General features: G+C 69.6%; 18 protein-coding genes and 1 riboswitch. Of the genes, 5 read left to right on the top strand and 13 right to left on the bottom strand.

Features of this window, described 5'->3' with window-relative positions; genetic code table 11:
• The first annotated feature begins 8 nt into the window (after window positions 1-8).
• Window positions 9-620, top strand: coding sequence for a HupE/UreJ family protein (locus AC1RU4_RS05320; protein WP_492889985.1), 612 nt, complete (start codon window positions 9-11; stop codon window positions 618-620).
• A gap of 100 nt (window positions 621-720) precedes the next feature.
• Here AC1RU4_RS05320 and AC1RU4_RS05325 read toward each other — a convergent pair whose 3' ends face one another.
• A complete protein-coding gene (locus AC1RU4_RS05325) occupies window positions 721-1,359 on the bottom strand; it encodes a VOC family protein (protein WP_492889986.1) in 639 nt (212 codons plus the stop codon).
• A 119-nt stretch (window positions 1,360-1,478) separates the two neighbouring features.
• Window positions 1,479-1,600, top strand: a riboswitch (guanidine-I (ykkC/yxkD leader).
• Window positions 1,601-1,693: 93 nt separating this feature from the next.
• Here AC1RU4_RS05325 and AC1RU4_RS05330 point away from each other — a divergent pair.
• The 3 genes from AC1RU4_RS05330 to hemA all read left to right on the top strand — a co-directional run bounded on the left by AC1RU4_RS05330 (window position 1,694) and on the right by hemA (window position 5,002).
• Complete coding sequence (locus tag AC1RU4_RS05330; protein WP_492889987.1) at window positions 1,694-2,899, top strand: agmatinase family protein; 1,206 nt, start codon at window positions 1,694-1,696, stop codon at window positions 2,897-2,899.
• 159 nt (window positions 2,900-3,058) lie between these two features.
• Window positions 3,059-3,547 (top strand): hypothetical protein, encoded by a 489-nt coding sequence (locus tag AC1RU4_RS05335; protein WP_492889988.1) that lies wholly within the window; start codon window positions 3,059-3,061, stop codon window positions 3,545-3,547.
• Window positions 3,548-3,760: 213 nt separating this feature from the next.
• Entirely contained in the window at window positions 3,761-5,002 is a 1,242-nt protein-coding gene (gene hemA, locus AC1RU4_RS05340; RefSeq protein WP_492889989.1) for a 5-aminolevulinate synthase, read from the top strand.
• A 21-nt stretch (window positions 5,003-5,023) separates the two neighbouring features.
• Here hemA and AC1RU4_RS05345 read toward each other — a convergent pair whose 3' ends face one another.
• Window positions 5,024-6,139 (bottom strand): AbrB family transcriptional regulator, encoded by a 1,116-nt coding sequence (locus tag AC1RU4_RS05345; protein WP_492889990.1) that lies wholly within the window; start codon window positions 6,137-6,139, stop codon window positions 5,024-5,026.
• Window positions 6,140-6,203: 64 nt separating this feature from the next.
• Between AC1RU4_RS05345 and hemN the strand changes: the two genes are divergently transcribed.
• Window positions 6,204-7,523, top strand: coding sequence for an oxygen-independent coproporphyrinogen III oxidase (hemN, locus tag AC1RU4_RS05350; RefSeq protein ID WP_492889991.1), 1,320 nt, complete (start codon window positions 6,204-6,206; stop codon window positions 7,521-7,523).
• A 111-nt stretch (window positions 7,524-7,634) separates the two neighbouring features.
• Here hemN and AC1RU4_RS05355 read toward each other — a convergent pair whose 3' ends face one another.
• The 11 genes from AC1RU4_RS05355 to AC1RU4_RS05405 all read right to left on the bottom strand — a co-directional run bounded on the left by AC1RU4_RS05355 (window position 7,635) and on the right by AC1RU4_RS05405 (window position 16,835).
• The gene (locus AC1RU4_RS05355; RefSeq protein WP_492889992.1) at window positions 7,635-8,348 is read right to left on the bottom strand and encodes a Crp/Fnr family transcriptional regulator; all 714 of its coding nucleotides are present in this window, start codon (window positions 8,346-8,348) and stop codon (window positions 7,635-7,637) included.
• Window positions 8,349-8,481: 133 nt separating this feature from the next.
• Window positions 8,482-8,829: a response regulator gene (locus tag AC1RU4_RS05360; RefSeq protein WP_492889993.1), complete on the bottom strand. Its 348-nt coding sequence runs from the start codon at window positions 8,827-8,829 to the stop codon at window positions 8,482-8,484.
• 225 nt (window positions 8,830-9,054) lie between these two features.
• Complete coding sequence (locus AC1RU4_RS05365; RefSeq protein WP_492889994.1) at window positions 9,055-9,939, bottom strand: Pnap_2097 family protein; 885 nt, start codon at window positions 9,937-9,939, stop codon at window positions 9,055-9,057.
• Window positions 9,940-11,211 (bottom strand): MSMEG_0569 family flavin-dependent oxidoreductase, encoded by a 1,272-nt coding sequence (locus tag AC1RU4_RS05370; RefSeq protein ID WP_492889995.1) that lies wholly within the window; start codon window positions 11,209-11,211, stop codon window positions 9,940-9,942.
• Window positions 11,212-11,228: 17 nt separating this feature from the next.
• Window positions 11,229-11,516, bottom strand: coding sequence for an MSMEG_0570 family nitrogen starvation response protein (locus AC1RU4_RS05375; protein WP_492889996.1), 288 nt, complete (start codon window positions 11,514-11,516; stop codon window positions 11,229-11,231).
• Window positions 11,509-12,678 carry an MSMEG_0565 family glycosyltransferase gene (locus AC1RU4_RS05380; protein WP_492889997.1) on the bottom strand — a complete coding sequence of 390 codons (1,170 nt, stop codon included), beginning with the start codon at window positions 12,676-12,678 and terminating at the stop codon, window positions 11,509-11,511. The genes AC1RU4_RS05375 and AC1RU4_RS05380 overlap by 8 nt, the downstream gene beginning before the upstream one ends.
• Window positions 12,675-13,658, bottom strand: coding sequence for a sll0787 family AIR synthase-like protein (locus AC1RU4_RS05385; RefSeq protein WP_492890122.1), 984 nt, complete (start codon window positions 13,656-13,658; stop codon window positions 12,675-12,677). The genes AC1RU4_RS05380 and AC1RU4_RS05385 overlap by 4 nt, the downstream gene beginning before the upstream one ends.
• Window positions 13,658-14,200 carry an MSMEG_0567/Sll0786 family nitrogen starvation N-acetyltransferase gene (locus AC1RU4_RS05390; RefSeq protein WP_492889998.1) on the bottom strand — a complete coding sequence of 181 codons (543 nt, stop codon included), beginning with the start codon at window positions 14,198-14,200 and terminating at the stop codon, window positions 13,658-13,660. Before AC1RU4_RS05390 ends, AC1RU4_RS05385 begins: the two co-directional genes overlap by 1 nt.
• Window positions 14,197-15,336, bottom strand: a complete 1,140-nt coding sequence (locus tag AC1RU4_RS05395; protein WP_492890123.1) for an MSMEG_0568 family radical SAM protein — start codon at window positions 15,334-15,336, stop codon at window positions 14,197-14,199. Before AC1RU4_RS05395 ends, AC1RU4_RS05390 begins: the two co-directional genes overlap by 4 nt.
• Entirely contained in the window at window positions 15,254-16,309 is a 1,056-nt protein-coding gene (locus AC1RU4_RS05400) for a Nit6803 family nitrilase (protein ID WP_492889999.1), read from the bottom strand. Before AC1RU4_RS05400 ends, AC1RU4_RS05395 begins: the two co-directional genes overlap by 83 nt.
• A gap of 43 nt (window positions 16,310-16,352) precedes the next feature.
• Window positions 16,353-16,835, bottom strand: a complete 483-nt coding sequence (locus AC1RU4_RS05405) for an MSMEG_0572/Sll0783 family nitrogen starvation response protein (protein ID WP_492890000.1) — start codon at window positions 16,833-16,835, stop codon at window positions 16,353-16,355.
• Between the last annotated feature and the right edge of the window lie 239 nt (window positions 16,836-17,074).

A 17,074-nucleotide genomic window follows, 5' to 3' on the forward strand; every position in this document is an offset into this window, starting at 1 on the left:
GGGTTGTCATGTCGAACGCCGTCTCCTCGCATCTCCGCCGTCTTGCCCTCGCCGGCGCCTTCGCCCTCTCTCCGGCCCTCGCCTTCGCCCATCCCGGCCATGGCGACACGGCCGGCCTCGCCCATGGCTTCCTGCATCCGATCGGCGGGCTCGACCATGTGCTCGCCATGGTCGCGGTCGGCATCTTCGCCGCGACGCTCGGTGGACGGGCGATCTGGGCGGTGCCGGCGAGCTTCGTCGCGCTGATGGCGGTCGGCGGCTTCCTCGGCATGGCCGGCATCGATCTGCCCTTCGTCGAGCTCGGCATCGCCCTGTCCATCGTGGTGCTCGGCGGCGTGGTCGCGCTCGGCAACAGGAACTGGCCGCTCGGCGCCGCCATGGCGCTGGTGGCGGCGTTCGCGGTGTTCCACGGCCATGCCCACGGCGCCGAGATGCCGGCGGATGCCTCGGGCCTCTCCTACGCCGCCGGCTTCATGGCCGCCACCGCCGTACTGCACATGGTCGGCATCGGCATGGGCATCACCGTCGGCAAGCTCGGCGCCAATGCCCCGCGCCTCACCCGGTCGCTCGGCGCCATCGTGGCGGTGGCCGGCCTCGGCATCCTCGCAGGCGTCATCTGATCGCCGCACCCGAATCCTGCGCCTGCACGTCATCCCGGCCACGCCGCCTCTGCGTCGGCCGGGATGACGATCCCCGGCGTCCGTCGCCGAGCCGTCGCGGTCAGGTCAGCTCCTTCAATCCACCCGGCGTCTGGATCCGCGCCCGATAACGAATGTCGCGGCCGCGGACGATCTCCAACCGCGGCTCGATGGCGAGTTCGCGATGGAGCGTCGCGATGGCGGCAGGATCCGGGTGTTCGAGCGTGAAGGATGCCAGGCGCGCGTCCAGATCCGGGATCGAGGCGATGTAGGCCGTATCGCCCCTGTGGTCGATGATGGAGGGAAGCGCTCCGTCAAGGGGAAGCGAGCCATCGGACGGGATGGTGAAATCGAAGGTCGGGCTTCCCGCAGGAAGCGAAACCCTGTCGCCGAACATCGCACCATGTGCCGCCGCAACGGGATCGATGGCATCGGTATTTGCCACCCATCCTCTCAAGCGACGGCCCTCGTTCCAATCCGACCGGACCTGTTCCTGATTGTCGAGACCGAACCAGCGTGCCCGCCCGGGATGCTTTCCCGCCGGGTCGAGCGCGACGATCTCCAGGTAAACCGCGTTGCCGAGCTGAAGCCGGTGATTATGGGTTCCCATGTAGGGGTGACGGGTCCCGAACGGCACGTCGAGGCCGAGGCAGTCCCGGACATGCGCAACCCCCTCGCTCAAGCTCGGCGCGATGACGGTGAGGTGGTCGAGCCTGAGCATGTGCGGAACTCCGTTTCCAGCCAGAACGACATACCGATCCAGCTTACCGCGAAAACACGCGCCGCTTCCGGCCGGTTCGGAAAATCAGGGCTTCCGCTCCGCCGCGACCCCGGATATCGTTTCGACGTCCCTAGGGTTCCGGCATCGCTCGCGATGCGTCTGGGCCGAGAGGGACAGCCCGGCGGGGAACCTCGTTCCACCACATTCGCCGGGTCCACGGCGGGATAAAAGCCCGGGAGGCTCGCGCGAGCGGTTCGCGGCGTGACCCTCCGGCTCGTCCCGAAGGGTCCTCCAAAGGCCGGTCGCAAGGACTGATCGCAAGGAGAGAACCCTGATGCGTTCCCATCCCACCCGCTCGACCCGCATTGCCGGCCTCGCGCCGCTGCCGGCCCGACAGCGCCGCCATCATCCCAATTTCGAGATCAAGGGGATGCAGGGCTGGAAGGCCCTGGAATCCGAGGAGAAGCTCTCCGAGGACGGCTGGCGCAAGGAGCAGCAATGGGCGCTCGACATGGGCCTGCCCGGCGCCGATTCGATCGTCGACAAGTCGATCCCGACCTTCGCGCGCGGCGAGCTGCCGCATTTCGCCGGCATCAACACCTTCATGAAGGCCCCCTATGTCGAGAACGTCCGCGACGTCGGCAAGTATGACGCCGCCGTGCTAGGCATTCCCTTCGACTCGGGAACGACCTACCGTCCCGGCACCCGCTTCGGGCCGCAGGGCATCCGCCGCATCTCGGCGCTCTACACGCCCTATAATTACGAGCTCGGCGTCGACCTGCGCGAGCAGATGACGCTGTGCGACGTCGGCGACGTGTTCACCATTCCCGCCAATCTGGAGAAGAGCTTCGACCAGATCTCCAAGGGCGTCAGCCACGTCTTCTCCTCCGGCGCTCTGCCGATCATGCTCGGCGGCGACCATTCGATCGGCTTTCCCTGCGTGCGCGGCATCGCCGAGTGCACCTCGAAGCGCATCGGCATCATCCATTTCGACCGCCATATCGACATCCAGGAGAAGGATCTCGACGAGCGGATGCACACCACGCCCTGGTACTGGGCGACGAATCTTCCCAACGTCTCGCCGAAGAACCTCGTCCAGCTCGGCATCGGCGGCTGGCAGGTTCCGCGCTACGGCGTGCAGGAGGCGAGGAAGCGCGGCACCAACGTGCTGACCATCGACGACATCGAGAAGATCGGGCTGGAGAAGACCGCCGAGATCGCGCTCGAGCTCGCCTGGAAGGATGCCGACGCCGTCTACATCTCCTTCGACGTCGACAGCATCGACTGCGGCTTCGTGCCGGGCACCGGCTGGCCGGAGCCGGGCGGCTTCCTGCCGCGCGAGGCGCTGAAGATCCTCGGCCTCGTCGCCGCCGAAGGATTGTGCGGCCTCGAAGTGGTGGAGGTCTCCCCGCCCTACGACACCTCCGACATCACCGCCCTGTTCGGCGTGCGCGTGGTCGTGGAGGCGCTCGGCTCCATGCTCGCGCATGGCAAGCTCGGCTCGCACAAGCACATGATCGACAAGCCGGTGAGCTTCTGAGAGGCGCCCGGACGAGCATCCTTCGAGGCCCGGGCGCTGCCCGGGCACCTCAGGATGACGGTCCACCTGATTCTCGTTCGAGACCCCCGTCATGCTGAGGTGCGGCTCCGAAGGAGCGGCCTCGAAGCACGCAGGCCCTGTCCCTCGCAGGAGACTCCCATGCATCGCGGACATGATCACGACCATCACCACCCTCACGACCACGGCGGCGCGGGCGGCCACTCCCACGCCGGCCACAATCACGGCCACGGCCCTTCGCGCACGGCGCAATGGCAGACGCCGCACCTCCCCGACACGCCGCCGGACGAGCCGCACGTCCACGAGGAACCCGATCTCGACCTCGTCGAGCAGGCCTTCGTCGAGGCCTTCGCCACCGCCACCGATCCGACCAGCTTCCTGCGCCTCGCCCGCGTGCCCTTCGACGCCGTCGACGAGGACGGCACCCGCGTCAGTTTGCTGCGGGTGGAGAGCAACGCCGCCACCGATGTCGGCGCGGTGATGCCGCATCTGGGCGGCGCCAGCTTCCGCTACGATCCGTTGCCGAAACCCATGGTGTCGCGCCGCCAGCTTCTGCGCTTCGTCTATTTCGACGGCAAGGCCCTGCGATCGCTGCCGCTCGCGGAGGTACGCAAGCTGGCGGAAATCTGACGCGGCGGAGACAGGGCGGAATGCCGGCGCGGCTCGCGCAGTCGTGAGCCGCGCCGGCCGCAATCACACGCGCCCGATCGCCGCGTCAGGGCTTTGCCGGGTTGATCGGAACCCCTCCAAAGTTCATGGTGCCGCCAACGCCCGCCCGGTACGCCGCGAACCGGATAGTTCGATCCCGTCGCGAACCGCCCGGCGAAGCAGAGTGGATACGCCATGGACCATGCACGCACCGACTATGCCCGGATTTTCGAAGCCGCCGTCGAGACGCTGAAGAGCGAGCGGCGCTACCGCACCTTCGCCGAGATCGAGCGCGACGCCGCGAGCTTCCCGCGTGCGACCTGGCATTCGCCGCAGGGCCCGCGCGAGATCGTCATCTGGTGCTCGAACGACTATCTCGGCATGGGCTGCCACGAGAGCGTGGTCGACGCCATGTGCCAGGCGGCGCGCCAGGTCGGCGCCGGCGCCGGCGGCACCCGCAACATTTCCGGCAACAGCCATGCCATCGTCGAGCTGGAGCGCGAGCTCGCCGACCTGCACGGCAAGCAGGCCGGCCTCGTCTTCACCTCCGGCTATGTCTCCAACGAGACCGGCATCTCCACCATCGCCCGGCTGATCCCGGACTGCCTGGTGCTGTCCGACGCGCTCAACCACAATTCGATGATCGAGGGCGTGCGCCATGCCGGGCGCGACAAGGCGATCTTCCGCCATAACGACCTCGCCCATCTGGAAGAGTTGCTCGCCGCCGCCGGCAACCGGCCGAAGCTGGTGGTGTTCGAGAGCGTCTATTCGATGGACGGCGACGTCGCCCCCATCGGCGCCATCTGCGACCTCGCCGAACGATACGGCGCCATGACCTATCTCGATGAGGTGCACGCGGTCGGCATGTACGGGCCGCGCGGCGCCGGCCTCGCCGAGCGCGACGGGGTGATGCACCGCGTCGACGTCATCGAGGGCACGCTGGGCAAGGCCTTCGGCGTGGTCGGCGGCTACATCACCGGCCGGGCGGCGGTCATCGACGCCGTGCGCTCCTATGCGCCGGGCTTCATCTTCACCACCGCCCTCCCCCCGGCGGTCGCCGCCGCGGCGGCCGCCTCGGTGCGCCATCTCAAGGCGTCGGGGGCCGAGCGCGCCCGCCAGCAGGCGCAGGTCGCCAAGGTGAAGCACGCCTTCGAGACCGCGGGCCTGCCGCAGCTCATCACCGAGACCCATATCGTACCGGTGATGGTCGGCGACGCGGAAGCCTGCAAGGCGGCGAGCGACATGCTGCTCGCCGAGCACGGCATCTATATCCAGCCGATCAACTACCCGACCGTGCCGCGCGGCACCGAGCGGCTGCGCATCACCCCCGGCCCGCTGCATGACGACGCGCTGGTGGCCCGGCTGGTGGAGGCGATGGTCGACGTGTGGACCCGGCTCGGCCTGTCCTTCACCGCCCGCGCGGAGGCGGCGGAGTAGCCCTGCTCAGTATAGCCCTGCTCAGTCCTTGGTCTCGGCGTCGCGATTGACGGTGCCGTCCTTCGGCACCGCCGAGGCGCCGAACAGGAAGCGCACCACCAGCGGCAGCATCAGCGACAGGCCGATGAACCGTGCAAGATGGTGCGCGGCGACGAAAGCCGGATCGACGCCGAGCACGAAGGCCATGATGGTCATCGCCTCCAGCGCGCCGGGCATATAGGCGAGCACCACCTTGGGCAGCGGCTCGTCGGCGATCCAGGAAGCGGCGACGGCGAAGGCCAGCGCCACGCTGGTCGCCACCACCAGCGCCACCAGCGCGTCGATGAAGAAGCGCCGCAGCGTCGCCATCGAGGTGCCGGCGAAGCGGCTGCCCGAATTCGCCCCGAGAATCACGAAGCCGGCGATGAGCAGCAGGTCCGGCATCCGGCCCTCGACAATGCCGGCGCCATGCAGCACGCCGCTCGCCAGCATCGAGCCGACCATGGCCCCGCCGGGGAAGCGCAGGCGTTCGGCGAGACAGCCGCCGAGCACGCCGGCGCCGAGCGCGAGGAGCAGATTGTAGAGATCCGGCGCCACCGGATTGATCGGCAGCGTGCCGGCGGGCTGGTGGCCGAGGCCGCCCATCGCCGCCGGCAGCAGCGCCACCAGCACGAACAGCCGCAGCGACTGGCCGAACACCACCCGCCTTATGTCCGCCCCGCTGGTCTCGGCCATGACCAGCACCGCCGACAGCGCCCCCGGCGCCGCCGCGAAGAAGGCGCTGCGCCGGTCCCAGCCCGCCACCTTCTCCAGATAGAGCCCGACCGCGATCATCATCACCGGCAGCGAGATCATCAGCACCACCATGGTCACCGGCCAGGCGGCCATGCCGTTCAGCGTATCGGGCGTCACCGCCGAGCCGATGGACGTGCCGAGCACCACGAAGGTCACGTTGCGCAGCCGCGAGCCGATCACCAGCGGCATTCCCGCGAGCGCGGCGATCGCGCAGACGACCAGCGAGCCGGACAGCCAGCCGGCCGGCATGCCGAAGAAGGCGAACAGGCCGCCACCCGCGAGAGCGAGCGCCAGCGTTCCGGCCGTGCGGGCGAGGTCCCGCAGGGGCGGGATGCGAGGGTCGAAAAGACGCGGAAGAGGCATGAGGCAGCCAGTCGGTTTGCGGCGGATCAATGCGCCAGCCGGCCGGCGAGGTCAATTTAGACCCATGACCAGTTCCGCTCTTTTTCACGCCGAGCGCGCCGTGCCGCGCTACACGTCCTATCCGACCGCGCCGCATTTCTCCGCCGAGATCGATGCGGAGCGGCACGCGCAATGGCTGTCGCTGCTGCCGGAGCGGGCGAACCTGTCGCTTTATCTCCACGTGCCATTCTGCTCGTCGATCTGCTTCTACTGCGGCTGCACCACCAAGGCGACGCGGCGGGCGAGCCCGGTTGCCGCCTATGCGCTGCGGCTGGAACGCGAGATCGAGATGCTGGCGGCGCAGGCCGGCGGGCGGCCGGTCACCCATATCGCCTGGGGCGGCGGCACGCCCAGCATGCTCGGCCCCGAGGCGCTGCGCCGGCTGCACGCGCGCATCGCCGCCGGCTTCGATATCGAGCCGCTGGCCGAGCACGCCATCGAGCTCGATCCGCGCGAGACCGACGAGGCGCTGGCCGATTCGCTCGCCGCCATCGGCGTCGACCGGGTCAGCTTCGGCGTGCAGGATTTCAGTGCCCATGTGCAGAGCGCCATCGGCCGGGTGCAGCCCTTCGGCACCGTCGAGCGCGCGGTGACGATGATGCGCGAGGCCGGCGTCGCCGCGATCAATCTCGACCTGATGTACGGCCTGCCCCGGCAGACCGAGCGCGACGTGCGCCGCACCGCCCATCTGGCGGCGCTGATGAAGCCGGAGCGGCTCGCCCTGTTCGGCTATGCCCACGTGCCATGGGTGCGGCCGAATCAGCGCCTGATCGACCAGGCCAGCCTGCCCGGCGCCGCCGAGCGGCTGGAGCAGGCCGAGGCGGCGCGCGAGACGCTGGTCTCGCTCGGCTACGTCGCCATCGGCCTCGATCACTTCGCCCTCCCCGACGACCCGATGGCGGTGGCCGCGCGGAACGGGCGCCTGCACCGCAATTTCCAGGGCTACACCGTCGACCGGGCCGACGCGCTGATCGGCATCGGCGCCTCGGCGATCAGCCGCTTTCCGCAGGGCTTCACCCAGAATGCCGCCGATTCGCCCTCCTATATCCGCGCCATCGACCATGGCGGCTTCGCCACCGTGCGCGGCGTCGCCTTCACCGGCGACGACATCCGCCGCGGCGCGCTGATCGAGCGGCTGATGTGCGACTTCGCCATCGACCTCGACGAGGACGTGCTGGCCGATGCCGCCCCGCGGCTGGCGCCGCTGGCGGCGGACGGGCTCATCCGCATCGATGGCGGCCATGTCGAGGTCACGCCGAGCGGCAGGCCCTTCGTGCGGCTCGCCGCCGCCGCGCTCGACGCCCGCCTGCAGCAGGGCGCCGCCCGCCATTCGGTCGCGGTCTGAGGCGCGGGATCCGGCGCTGAAGCTCATAAAAGGAAAAGCGCCCCGCGCGACGCCGGGGCGCTTTCGGATGCGGCCGGGCCGGCCGCCGAAGCGAAATGCTGTGCTAGTGTTTCACGCGGCGCCGGCGAGGCGCTGCATGCTGCCGCGGTCCTGGATGCGCACCTCGTCGGCGCGCAGCAACGCCACCAGTCCCCGGCGCTTCAGCTCGGAGAACGCCCGGCTCACCGTCTCCAGCGTCAGGCCGAGGAAATCGGCGATCTCCTGCCGGGTCATGGCGATGTGGATCGAGCCGGCGAGCGGCGGTTGTCCGGGCCGGCCCTCCGGCATCAGCCGCATCAGGAAGAAGGCGACGCGCTCCAGCGCCGACATGCGGCCCAGCACCAGCGCGTGGGCATGCATCGCGCAGAGCTGGCTCTCGAAGCGGCGCAGCAGCCGCGCGGCGATCGTCGCGTCGCGCTCCAGCGCGCCGCGGTCATGCGCGATCACCGTCGAGGCGGTCAGCGTCTCGGCCGAGCAGGCATAGGCATCGCCGCAGGCGAGCCCGAAGACGTCGCCGGGCCCGAGCAGCTCCACCACCTGCCGGCGGCCGTCGGGCAGCAGCTTGGTCAGCATCACCGCGCCCTCGACCACTTCCATGATGCGCCGCGCCGGATCGCCCTCGTGCACCAGCGTCGCATGAGCGGCAACGCGGAAGCCGGCGCCATGGGTTTCGGCGAGCACGCCGGGATGGCCCGCGCCGGGGTGCCCCACGCCGGGATGGCCCGCAACGCGATGGCTGGCGCCGCCATGGCTGGTGCCGATCCGGTCTTCGATTGCCTGACGCATGGGAGCCTCCGGGTGAATGTGGCCGGTTGATGTGGCTCAAACCATAGTTTCGATCGCTGCGGTGCACAGTTCGGGCGGCTGCGTAAGGGAAACTGCGCAAACCGAGCGGCGCCATGTTTCTCAGGCATGCCTCTCAGGCGGACGGCAGCGCCGCGACCAGCGTCTCGAGATCGAGCGGCTTGCGCATCACCGCGATCGGCGCCAGCCCGCGCAGCTGGTGGTCGATCACCGTCTGCGACTGGCCAGTCATCACCACCACCCGCGGCGGCGTGGCGAGAAGCTGCAACCAGCGCACCGCCTGCGCGCCCGGAATGCCGGGCAGGCTGAGATCGACCAGCACCACATCGGCGCCGGCGGGCGGCGAATGGGCGAAGAAGCTCTCGGCCGTCTTGTGGGAGACCACGTCGTAGCCGAGGTTGTTCAGCGCGAGGCCGAGCGAATCGCTCACGCCGCCGTCATCCTCCACCACATGAATCCGCACGGGTCGTCTCCCCTTCTGCCGCGAGAGGGTGACCAAGGCCGGCGCAGGCGGCAATTCGTAGGAATGCGAAGGCCCGCGGAGCGGGGGCGCCGGATCAGGCGATTCCGCGAGATCGGCGATCGTCCATCCGTGGTTCGACACCATCGACAGTATGGCGGCGACCGCCTGTCCCGCGATGCGGCGGCTCGTCAGACCGGCGGCGATGACCGCGCGATTGCGGCCGGCCTATGCGAGCGGTTGCCGTGCCGATCCCGGCTGGCGGCAGGTGAAGACGTCGGCGAGCAGGGCGCCGTCGACCTCCCGCCGCAGCCGGCACCAGTGCGACAGGCCGTCCGCCCCAGGGCGATGGGATTGCAGCTCGACCACGACCCGGTCGCCGATCTCGACATTGCCATGGTAGACGATGTCGCGCGCGGCCGTCGACAATGGCTGGCGCGGCGCGAGGAGCTCCCACTCCGCGCGGTCGACGAAGGCCTGGAACGAGGTGAAATAGAGAAAGTCGGCGCCGTTGAAATCCTGCGACGGGCAGGGATTGATGGAAAGGCGGCCGACCGGCTGCGCGTCGCTCCGCCGAAAGCCGAAATGCGCCTCCCAGTCGCCGCCGCGCATCCGCGCCGCCATCGCCGCCGCGGCGCCGAGGCCGCTCGCGGGCTCGACCGGCGGGAAGAAATCCAGCGCCACGCGGGCAATGGACCGGTTGCGCCCCCGATGCCCCCGCCGCACGAACACCGACGACAGTTCGACGATGCCGACCGTCCGTCCGCGGCACGCGAGGACATGCCGGCTGGCGAACTGGGTGCGGGAGATGCGCGCCAGCTCGGAGGCGAGATGGAGTTCGTCATGCTCGCGGAGCGACCCGAACGCTGCGCCCGCCACCGACACCGCGCAGAAGGCGGCATAGACAGGCTCGCCGTCGGCATCGCGGAAATCCGGCACCGCGCGGCCGCAGATGCGCGCGAGCAACTGCCAGTGCCGGTGGCCGAGCTCCTTGAGCAGCCAGGTCTCCGACAGCCCGCCGAGGCTCAGATGCGGCATGCCGAGCGTGAGGCGGTCGTGCATCGCGCCGGCGGTTCGCGGGATCGGGTCGAGAAGGGGAACGGCGATGTTCATCTAGCCCGCCTTCCGCAGCGGGGACGATGCGCGGGCGGCACATTCGGCGATGTGGTCGACGATATGCTCGGCGTCGCGCCCGACGCTGCCGAAGCGACCGGAGCCCCAGGTGTGCAGCCACGGCAGGCCGATGAAATAGACGCCTTCCTGCGCGGTGACGCCGCGATGGTGCTTGGGGTGGCCGCCGCCATTGAAGACCGGCGCGTCGAGCCAGCGGAAGTCCGGCCGGAAGCCGATGCACCAGACGATGGAGGTGATGCCGGAGCCGGCAAGGGCCAGCCTGGTGCGCTCGGCCGGGGGCTCCCAGACCGGCACGTAGACCGAGCCCGGCGGGGCGGCGATGCCGTTCTCGGCGATGAACGCGTCGATGGCGGCGTTGATGCCGTTATAGGTCCTGTCGGCCTGGTCGAGCGACGATCTGAGGTTGGCGTCGAACGCCAGCTCGGACCCGACGAGGTCGCGCAGCACGCCGTAGAGCTCCATGCCCTCGCGGGCGAACTTGCGCAGGTCGATATCGCGCCCGCCGTCGCGGCCGGTGACATAGTGATTGGTGTTGTCGCGCACGCCCTCGCGGAGCGGGTGCTGCTCGATCGGCATGTCGTAATAGCCCATGTCGGCGAGCCAGGTGACGACATCGCGGCCGCGATAGAAGCGGGCGCAGCGCGGCGCGTTGCCGATGGCGAGATGGACCTTGCGGCCGGCCAGATGCAGGTCCTCCGCGATCTGCGCGCCGGACTGGCCGGAGCCGACCACGAGCACCGCGCCCTCGGGCAGCGACTCGGCGTTGCGATACTGCGCCGAGTGGATCTGCGCGATGCCGGCGGGCAGCCGCTCGGCCATGCGCGGCACGATGGGCTCGTGGTAGCCGCCGGAGGCGACGACGACCTGGTCGGCGGTGAAGTCGCCGGCCGAGGTCGCCACCGAGAAGCCGCCTTCCGCGCGCGGGGCGACCCGGTTCACGGTGACGCCCTCGCGGATCGGCGGCGCCACCACCTCGCGGAAGCCCTTGAGGTAGTCGAGGATCTCGGCCTTCCTCATGAAGCCGTCGGGGTCCGCGCCCTGATAGGCGTGGCCCGGCAGCGCGCATTGCCAGTTCGGCGTGACGAGGCAGAAATTGTCCCAGCGCTGGGTTTCCCAGGCGTGCATGGCGCGGTGCTTCTCGATCACCAGGTGCTCGATGCCGCGCGCCGTCAGGTGATAGCTGGTCGACAGGCCGGCCTGCCCGCCGCCGACGACGATGACGGGGTAGTGCTGGGGAGAAGAGGCGTTCATGGCGAGGTCTCCGGCGCTCACTCGTCGAAGCCTTCGACGGTGACGTGGGGATTGGGAATGGCGAGGAAGCGGCCGGCCGCGCTCTCGATGCGGGCGAGCTGGCCGAGCGCGAGCGAGCAGGGATGGCCGTAGCGCGCCTCCACGCGCTCGCTGGCGATGTTCAGCGCCGTGCGGCTGCGCAGGAGGAAATCGTCCAGCCGGTAGCTTTCGCCGGGCTGGAAATAGTCCTTGATGACCAGCGAGGGCGAATAGCAGCTCTCCAGCACGCCATCCGGCCAGCGGACGCGGAAGCGCATTTCAGGCATGGAGCGCCTCCCGCAGGTTCTGATAGGTGTCGAGATGGGCCATGGCCGTCGCCTGCCAGTCATGGCGGCGGGCGGCGCCGAGGCCGGCGCGGACGAGGCGGGCGCGCAGCTCCGGGTTCAGCACCATGGCGAGCGCGTTGGCGATGGAGCCGATATTGGCCGGATTGCACCAGGCCACGTCCGGCTCGCGCAGATATTCGACGAAGGGGGCGATGCGGGAGACCACGCAGGGCACGCCGCTCGCCATGGCCTCCAGCACCACCAGGCCGAAGCCCTCCTTCACCGAGGGAAATGCCAGCGTGTCGGCGATGCGATAGAGCGCCGGCATGTCGTCCTGCGGCACCGGGCCGGTGCGGATGACGGTGCCCGCCGGCAGGCCGGAAAGGGCGAGCGCCTGCGCGAACTGCGCCTGATACTCATGATGGTCGAGCACCGAGGCGCCGCCGGCGATGACCAGCTGGGCGCGCGGGTGCAGTGCGTGGAGCTGGGTGAACGCCTCCAGCAGGCGGAGGGTGTTCTTGCGTTCCTCGACCCCGCCAACCGCGAGAATCACCGGGCCGGCGCCGAGGCCGAGGCGCTCGCGCAGGCCCGCCTCGCGACCGTCCCGGACCGGCGTGAAACGGGTGGTGTCGACGCCGTTGCCGACGATGGCGGCCGGAATGCCGAACTGTTCGGCCAGCAGTCCCTGCCACAGCCGGCTGACGACGAAATGCCGGTCGGCCTCGACGATGGCGCGCTTCTGCAGCGCCTGGAGCCTCGGGTCGCGGAAATCGTCGACATGGTGGACCGTGCGGGCAAAGCCGGGGATCAGCCCGCGCGCCTTCAGCGTCGCCAGCGCATTGCCGGAGATGCCGTCCTGCGCATGGAACACGTCGAAGCGGCGGCTTGCCGGCTGCTCGAAATGCGCGACGTAATCGGCGGCACGGACCTCCACCATATCGGCCACGTCGGTCCCGACCAGCGAGGCGGGAACGGACACCGTCTCGCACAGCGTCGAGCGAAAGAAGCCGGCGCCTCGGGAATCCGGCGCATGCACGACGGGCGCATGGACGACGGGCTGATGGCCGAGGCGGGTCAGCGCGTCGGCGAGCTCCAGCGCGTGCACCACGCCGCCGCGCGGGTTGGTGGAGTGGGTGAGCATGGCGATGCGGAGCGCTTTCATGCCGCCGCCTCCGCATCGGGGGCCGCGGGACCGCAGGCCAGGAGCGGGCGGTGGCCGAAGTCCCAGATGACCTCGCTGGACCGGCCGTCGGTGAGGACGACGCGGCGTTCGGCGGTCACGCTGCCGATATCGGCGCAGGCGATGCCCCGCGCCTCGAACAGGGCGGCGACGGCCGGCACGTCGTCGGGCCGCACCGAGAGCAGGTAGCCGAAGCTGGGGAAGCTCAGCAGCCAGCGCGCCGGGTCGACGCCCGGCGGGGCGGGAACCTGGCGGACATCGATGGCCATGCCGACGCCGGAGCATTCCGCCAGCATCGCCGCCGTGCCGACGACGCCGCCCTGGCTGATGTCCTTGGCAGCGCGCGACAGCCCGGCCTCGGCGATGCGCGGCAGCAGCTCGAGGTCGCCGCGCAGCCGCTCGGCCGGCGCGTCGGTGGCGGCCTCCCAATTGGAGAACGGTTCGCGATAGCGCCCGCGCAGGTCGATGGCGGCGACCAGCCGCTCGCCGGGCCGGGCGTCGAAGCTGGTGAGCAGCCGGGTGGCGCGGCCGAGAATGGCGACCGACAATTGCCCCCGATCGGTGCGGATATTGGTGTGGCCGCCGACCAGCGGCACGCCGAAGCGCTCGGATGCCGCGCGCAGGCCGGCCAGCACCGGGGCGGCATTCTCCTCGCCATCGGCCCATACCGCGTCCACCACGGCGAGCGGGCGCCCGCCCATGGCGGCGATGTCGGAGATGTTGACCATCACCCCGCACCAGCCGGCGAACCACGGGTCGCCGGCGACGAACTCGTTCATGAAGCCTTCGATGGCGAACAGGAGGTAGCCCTCGCCATCCCTGATCGCCGCGCAGTCGTCGCCGACCGGCACGGCGCCGGCGCCGGAAAGGCCGAGCCTGGCGGCGACCCGGCCGATATCGGCCTTCGCGGCGAGGCCCCGGCTGGAGCGCAGCGTGGTGGCGAGGGCGGCGAGATCGAGCATCACGCGGCCTTTCGCGAATGGGCGTGGAAGCCGGTCTCGGCATCCGCGATGGGCGGGTAATAGGCCAGATCGGCCTCCATCCGCAGGTGCGGAATGCCGTGCAGCTCGAACTCCTCGATGAGGTGCCAGCGCATGCGGCGGAACAGCAGGGCGTTGCGGCTCTGCACATTGGCGAGGAAGCGGGTGCAGCCGCGCGCATGGGCGGAGGAGACCGCCAGCCGGATCAGCGCCGGCCCGAGCGCTCCCACCGTGCGGTAGTCCCGCGCCACCGCGAGGCGCGAGCCCCACCACAGGCCCGGCTTTTCCTCGTGGATGCGCACCGTGCCGACCACGTCGCCGGCCGCGACGCCGAGCATGGAGAGCGCGACGATCGGGGTGGCGATGTCGTCGATGGCATCGCGGTCGTCGCCGGCGAACACGCCCTGTTCGTCGCAGAACACCTCGCGGCGCAGGCGGGCGGCGCCGAGGCGCTCCCATGGATCGGTGGCGTATTTCACCTGGAAGCCGGCGGCGGTGAAGGGCTTGAAGGGTTCGAGCATCATGCGCAACCTCCCTGCCCCGATCTCCGCTCATAGGTGGAGAGCGCCGAGCAGGCGCCGCATCGGGCGCAGCCGGCCTTGACGTCGATGGCCTTCAGCCCGCCGGCGATCAGCATGCCGGACAGCGGGCCGAGCACCGCGTTCATGAAGGCCGGCGAGGGCGTCGGGTGGCTTTCCAGCGGCGTGCCGGAAATCGGCACGAACGGCACCACGAACGGGTAGACGCCGATGGCCACCAGCCGCCGGCAGATGTCGAGGATCTCCTCCCGCGTGTCGCCGAGGCCGGCGAGGATGTAGGTGGAGACCTGACCTCGGCCGAACACCGGCACGGCGGCTTCGAACGCCTCGAAATAGCGCTCCACCGAGACCTGCGCCTTGCCCGGCATGATGACGCGGCGCGTGCGCTCGGTCACGGCCTCCAGGTGCATGCCGAGGGCATCGACACCGGAATCGCGCAGGCGCCGGAACCAGCCGTCATCGTCCGGCGGCTCGCATTGCGCCTGGATCGGCAGGTCGACGGCGGCCTTCACCGCCGCCGCGCTCTCGGCGAGGATCGCGGCGCCCCGGTCCTTGCCGGGCGGGGTGCCGGTGGTCATCACCATGTGCTTCACGCCGTCGAGCTCGACGGCGGCCTTCGCCACTTCGGCGAGCTGGGCGGGCGTCTTGCGCTCGATGGTGCGGCCGGCCGCCAATGACTGGCCGATGGCGCAGAACTGGCAGGTCTTGGTGCGGCTCTGGTAGCGGATGCAGGTCTGCAGCACCGTGGTCGCCAGCACGTCGCGCCCATGCAGCACGGCGATCTTGGAATAGGGAATGCCGTCCGCCGTGCTCAGCCCGTAGAATTTCGGCTGCAGCGGAAACGTCACCTCGCCGAGGCTCAGCCCGTCGCGGCTGATGCGGCTGCGACCGAACGCGTCGGGCTTCTCGACCAGATACGGGCTCTCGAAGGCCGGCGCGGTGTGCACCGGCACCATCACCGTCATGCCTTCGATGGTCATCGCCTTGTGGTCGGACGGCCCGGCGCCGCCGCGGCGGCTGTCGGCGCCGGCGCGCGGATCAACCAGCCGCACCCCGTAGGACTGCAACTCGTTGATCAGCCGCTCCGTCGGCAAGGGCTGCAATTCGCTTGTCGGATCCATCGGTTTCATCGAGGTCGCTCCCGGCAACGACAGGGAAGGGCTCCGCGGTCCGCATCGGCGCGGACGGGCGATTGTCGAGGTTGAGGCTGAGCAGTTCGGGCCGGGCGTAATGGCCGACCGAATCCATCATCCGCTTGCGCTTGGTGATTAGCGCCATGTCGAGATCGGCGACGAGGATGCCCTCGCCGGAGGTCAGCGGCGGCACGAGATGGCTGCCTTCGGGCGAGACGATCGCCGTCATGCAGCCGCCGGTGAGCGCCTTGCGGAGCTTCTCGTCCGGGCTGATGCGGGCGACCTGCTCCTCGGTGAGCCAGCCGGTCGAGTTGACGACGAAGCAGCCGCTTTCCAGCGCGTGGTGGCGGATCGTCACCTCGATCTGCTCGGCGAAGATCGGCCCGACCAGCGCGCCGGGGAACTGCGCGATGTGGATCTCCTCGTGCTGCGCCATCAGGGCGTAGCGGGCGAGCGGGTTGTAGTGCTCCCAGCAGGCGAGCGCGCCGACCCGGCCGACGGCGGTCTCCACCACCTTGAGCCCGGCGCCGTCGCCCTGGCCCCAGATCATCCGCTCGTGGAAGGTCGGGGTCAGCTTGCGGCGCTTGAGCTTCAGGGTGCCGTCGGCATCGAACAGGATCTGCGTGTTGTAGAGCGAGCCGTGGTCGCGCTCGTTCACCCCGAGCACGACCACGATGGAGTGGCGGCGCGCGGCGGCGGCGACCGCCTCCGTCACCGGGCCGGGAACCGCGACCGCATGCTCGTACAGCCGCAGGTGCTCGGCGCCCGTCAGCACGGGCGGGAGCACGAAGGAGAAGTAGGGATACCAGGGCACGAAGGTCTCGGGGAACGCCACGAGTTGCGCCCCCCTGCCCGCGGCCTCCGCGATCGCCGCCAGCACGCGGTCGAGCGTGCCGGCCCCGCTGTCGAGGTCCGGCGCGATCTGCACGGCGGCGACGCGCACCACTCTTTTCTCGGCCATCCCGGCCTCCCTTTATGCGGCCTTGCGGCTCAGAGGGGACCGGTCACAGGGTCCAGGTGTCGAGGATGAAGGCGTTGTCGCGCCGGTGCAGCAGCACGATGTCGAGCACGTCGAGCGGGCTGATCGGGATGATGCCGGGGATCAGCGAGCCCTCGCCATGGCCGTAGAGCGCCTGGAGCGCGAAGCGGCAGACATAGACCTTGCCGCCTTCCTCGATGAACTTGGTGATCTGGTTGTTGAAGTTCTGATGACCCGGAAACGCCTCGTCGCCGAGCTTGGGGAAGCCGCGCTGCACGCCGAGCGTGACGCCGGGTCCATAGAGCAGGATCGAGGTCTCGAAGCCCTTGCGCTGCAGGCGGGTGGCCTGGAGCAGGTTGACGAAGCCGATGGAGCCCTCGAACGCCACGGTATGGAAGGTGACGAGCGCCTTCTCGCCGGGCTGGGCCTTTACGTCCTCGAACTTCTTGTCCTCGTAGTCGACCAGAATGTCGCCCTTCTGGTTCGCGGGCTTCGTGACTGCGGGCATGATGCGCTCCTTGGGCTCAAACGAATGGGCTCGAATGGCGGGTCCGGGACGGCCGGATCACGCCGAGGGAGGATTGCAATCAATGTGCCAATTGACTGTTTGCACAAAACATCATCAAAACAGTCAATTTACATTCAATAATACAGTCAATTGAGAAGACTTGGTCGTTCCGACTTTGCTTGGATGTTGAGCGGCCGCCCATTCAATTGGCGGGATTCTGCCTCCTCGCTGCGCATTGA

The organism is Ancylobacter sp. GW821-FHT10E12 (assembly GCF_058809335.1).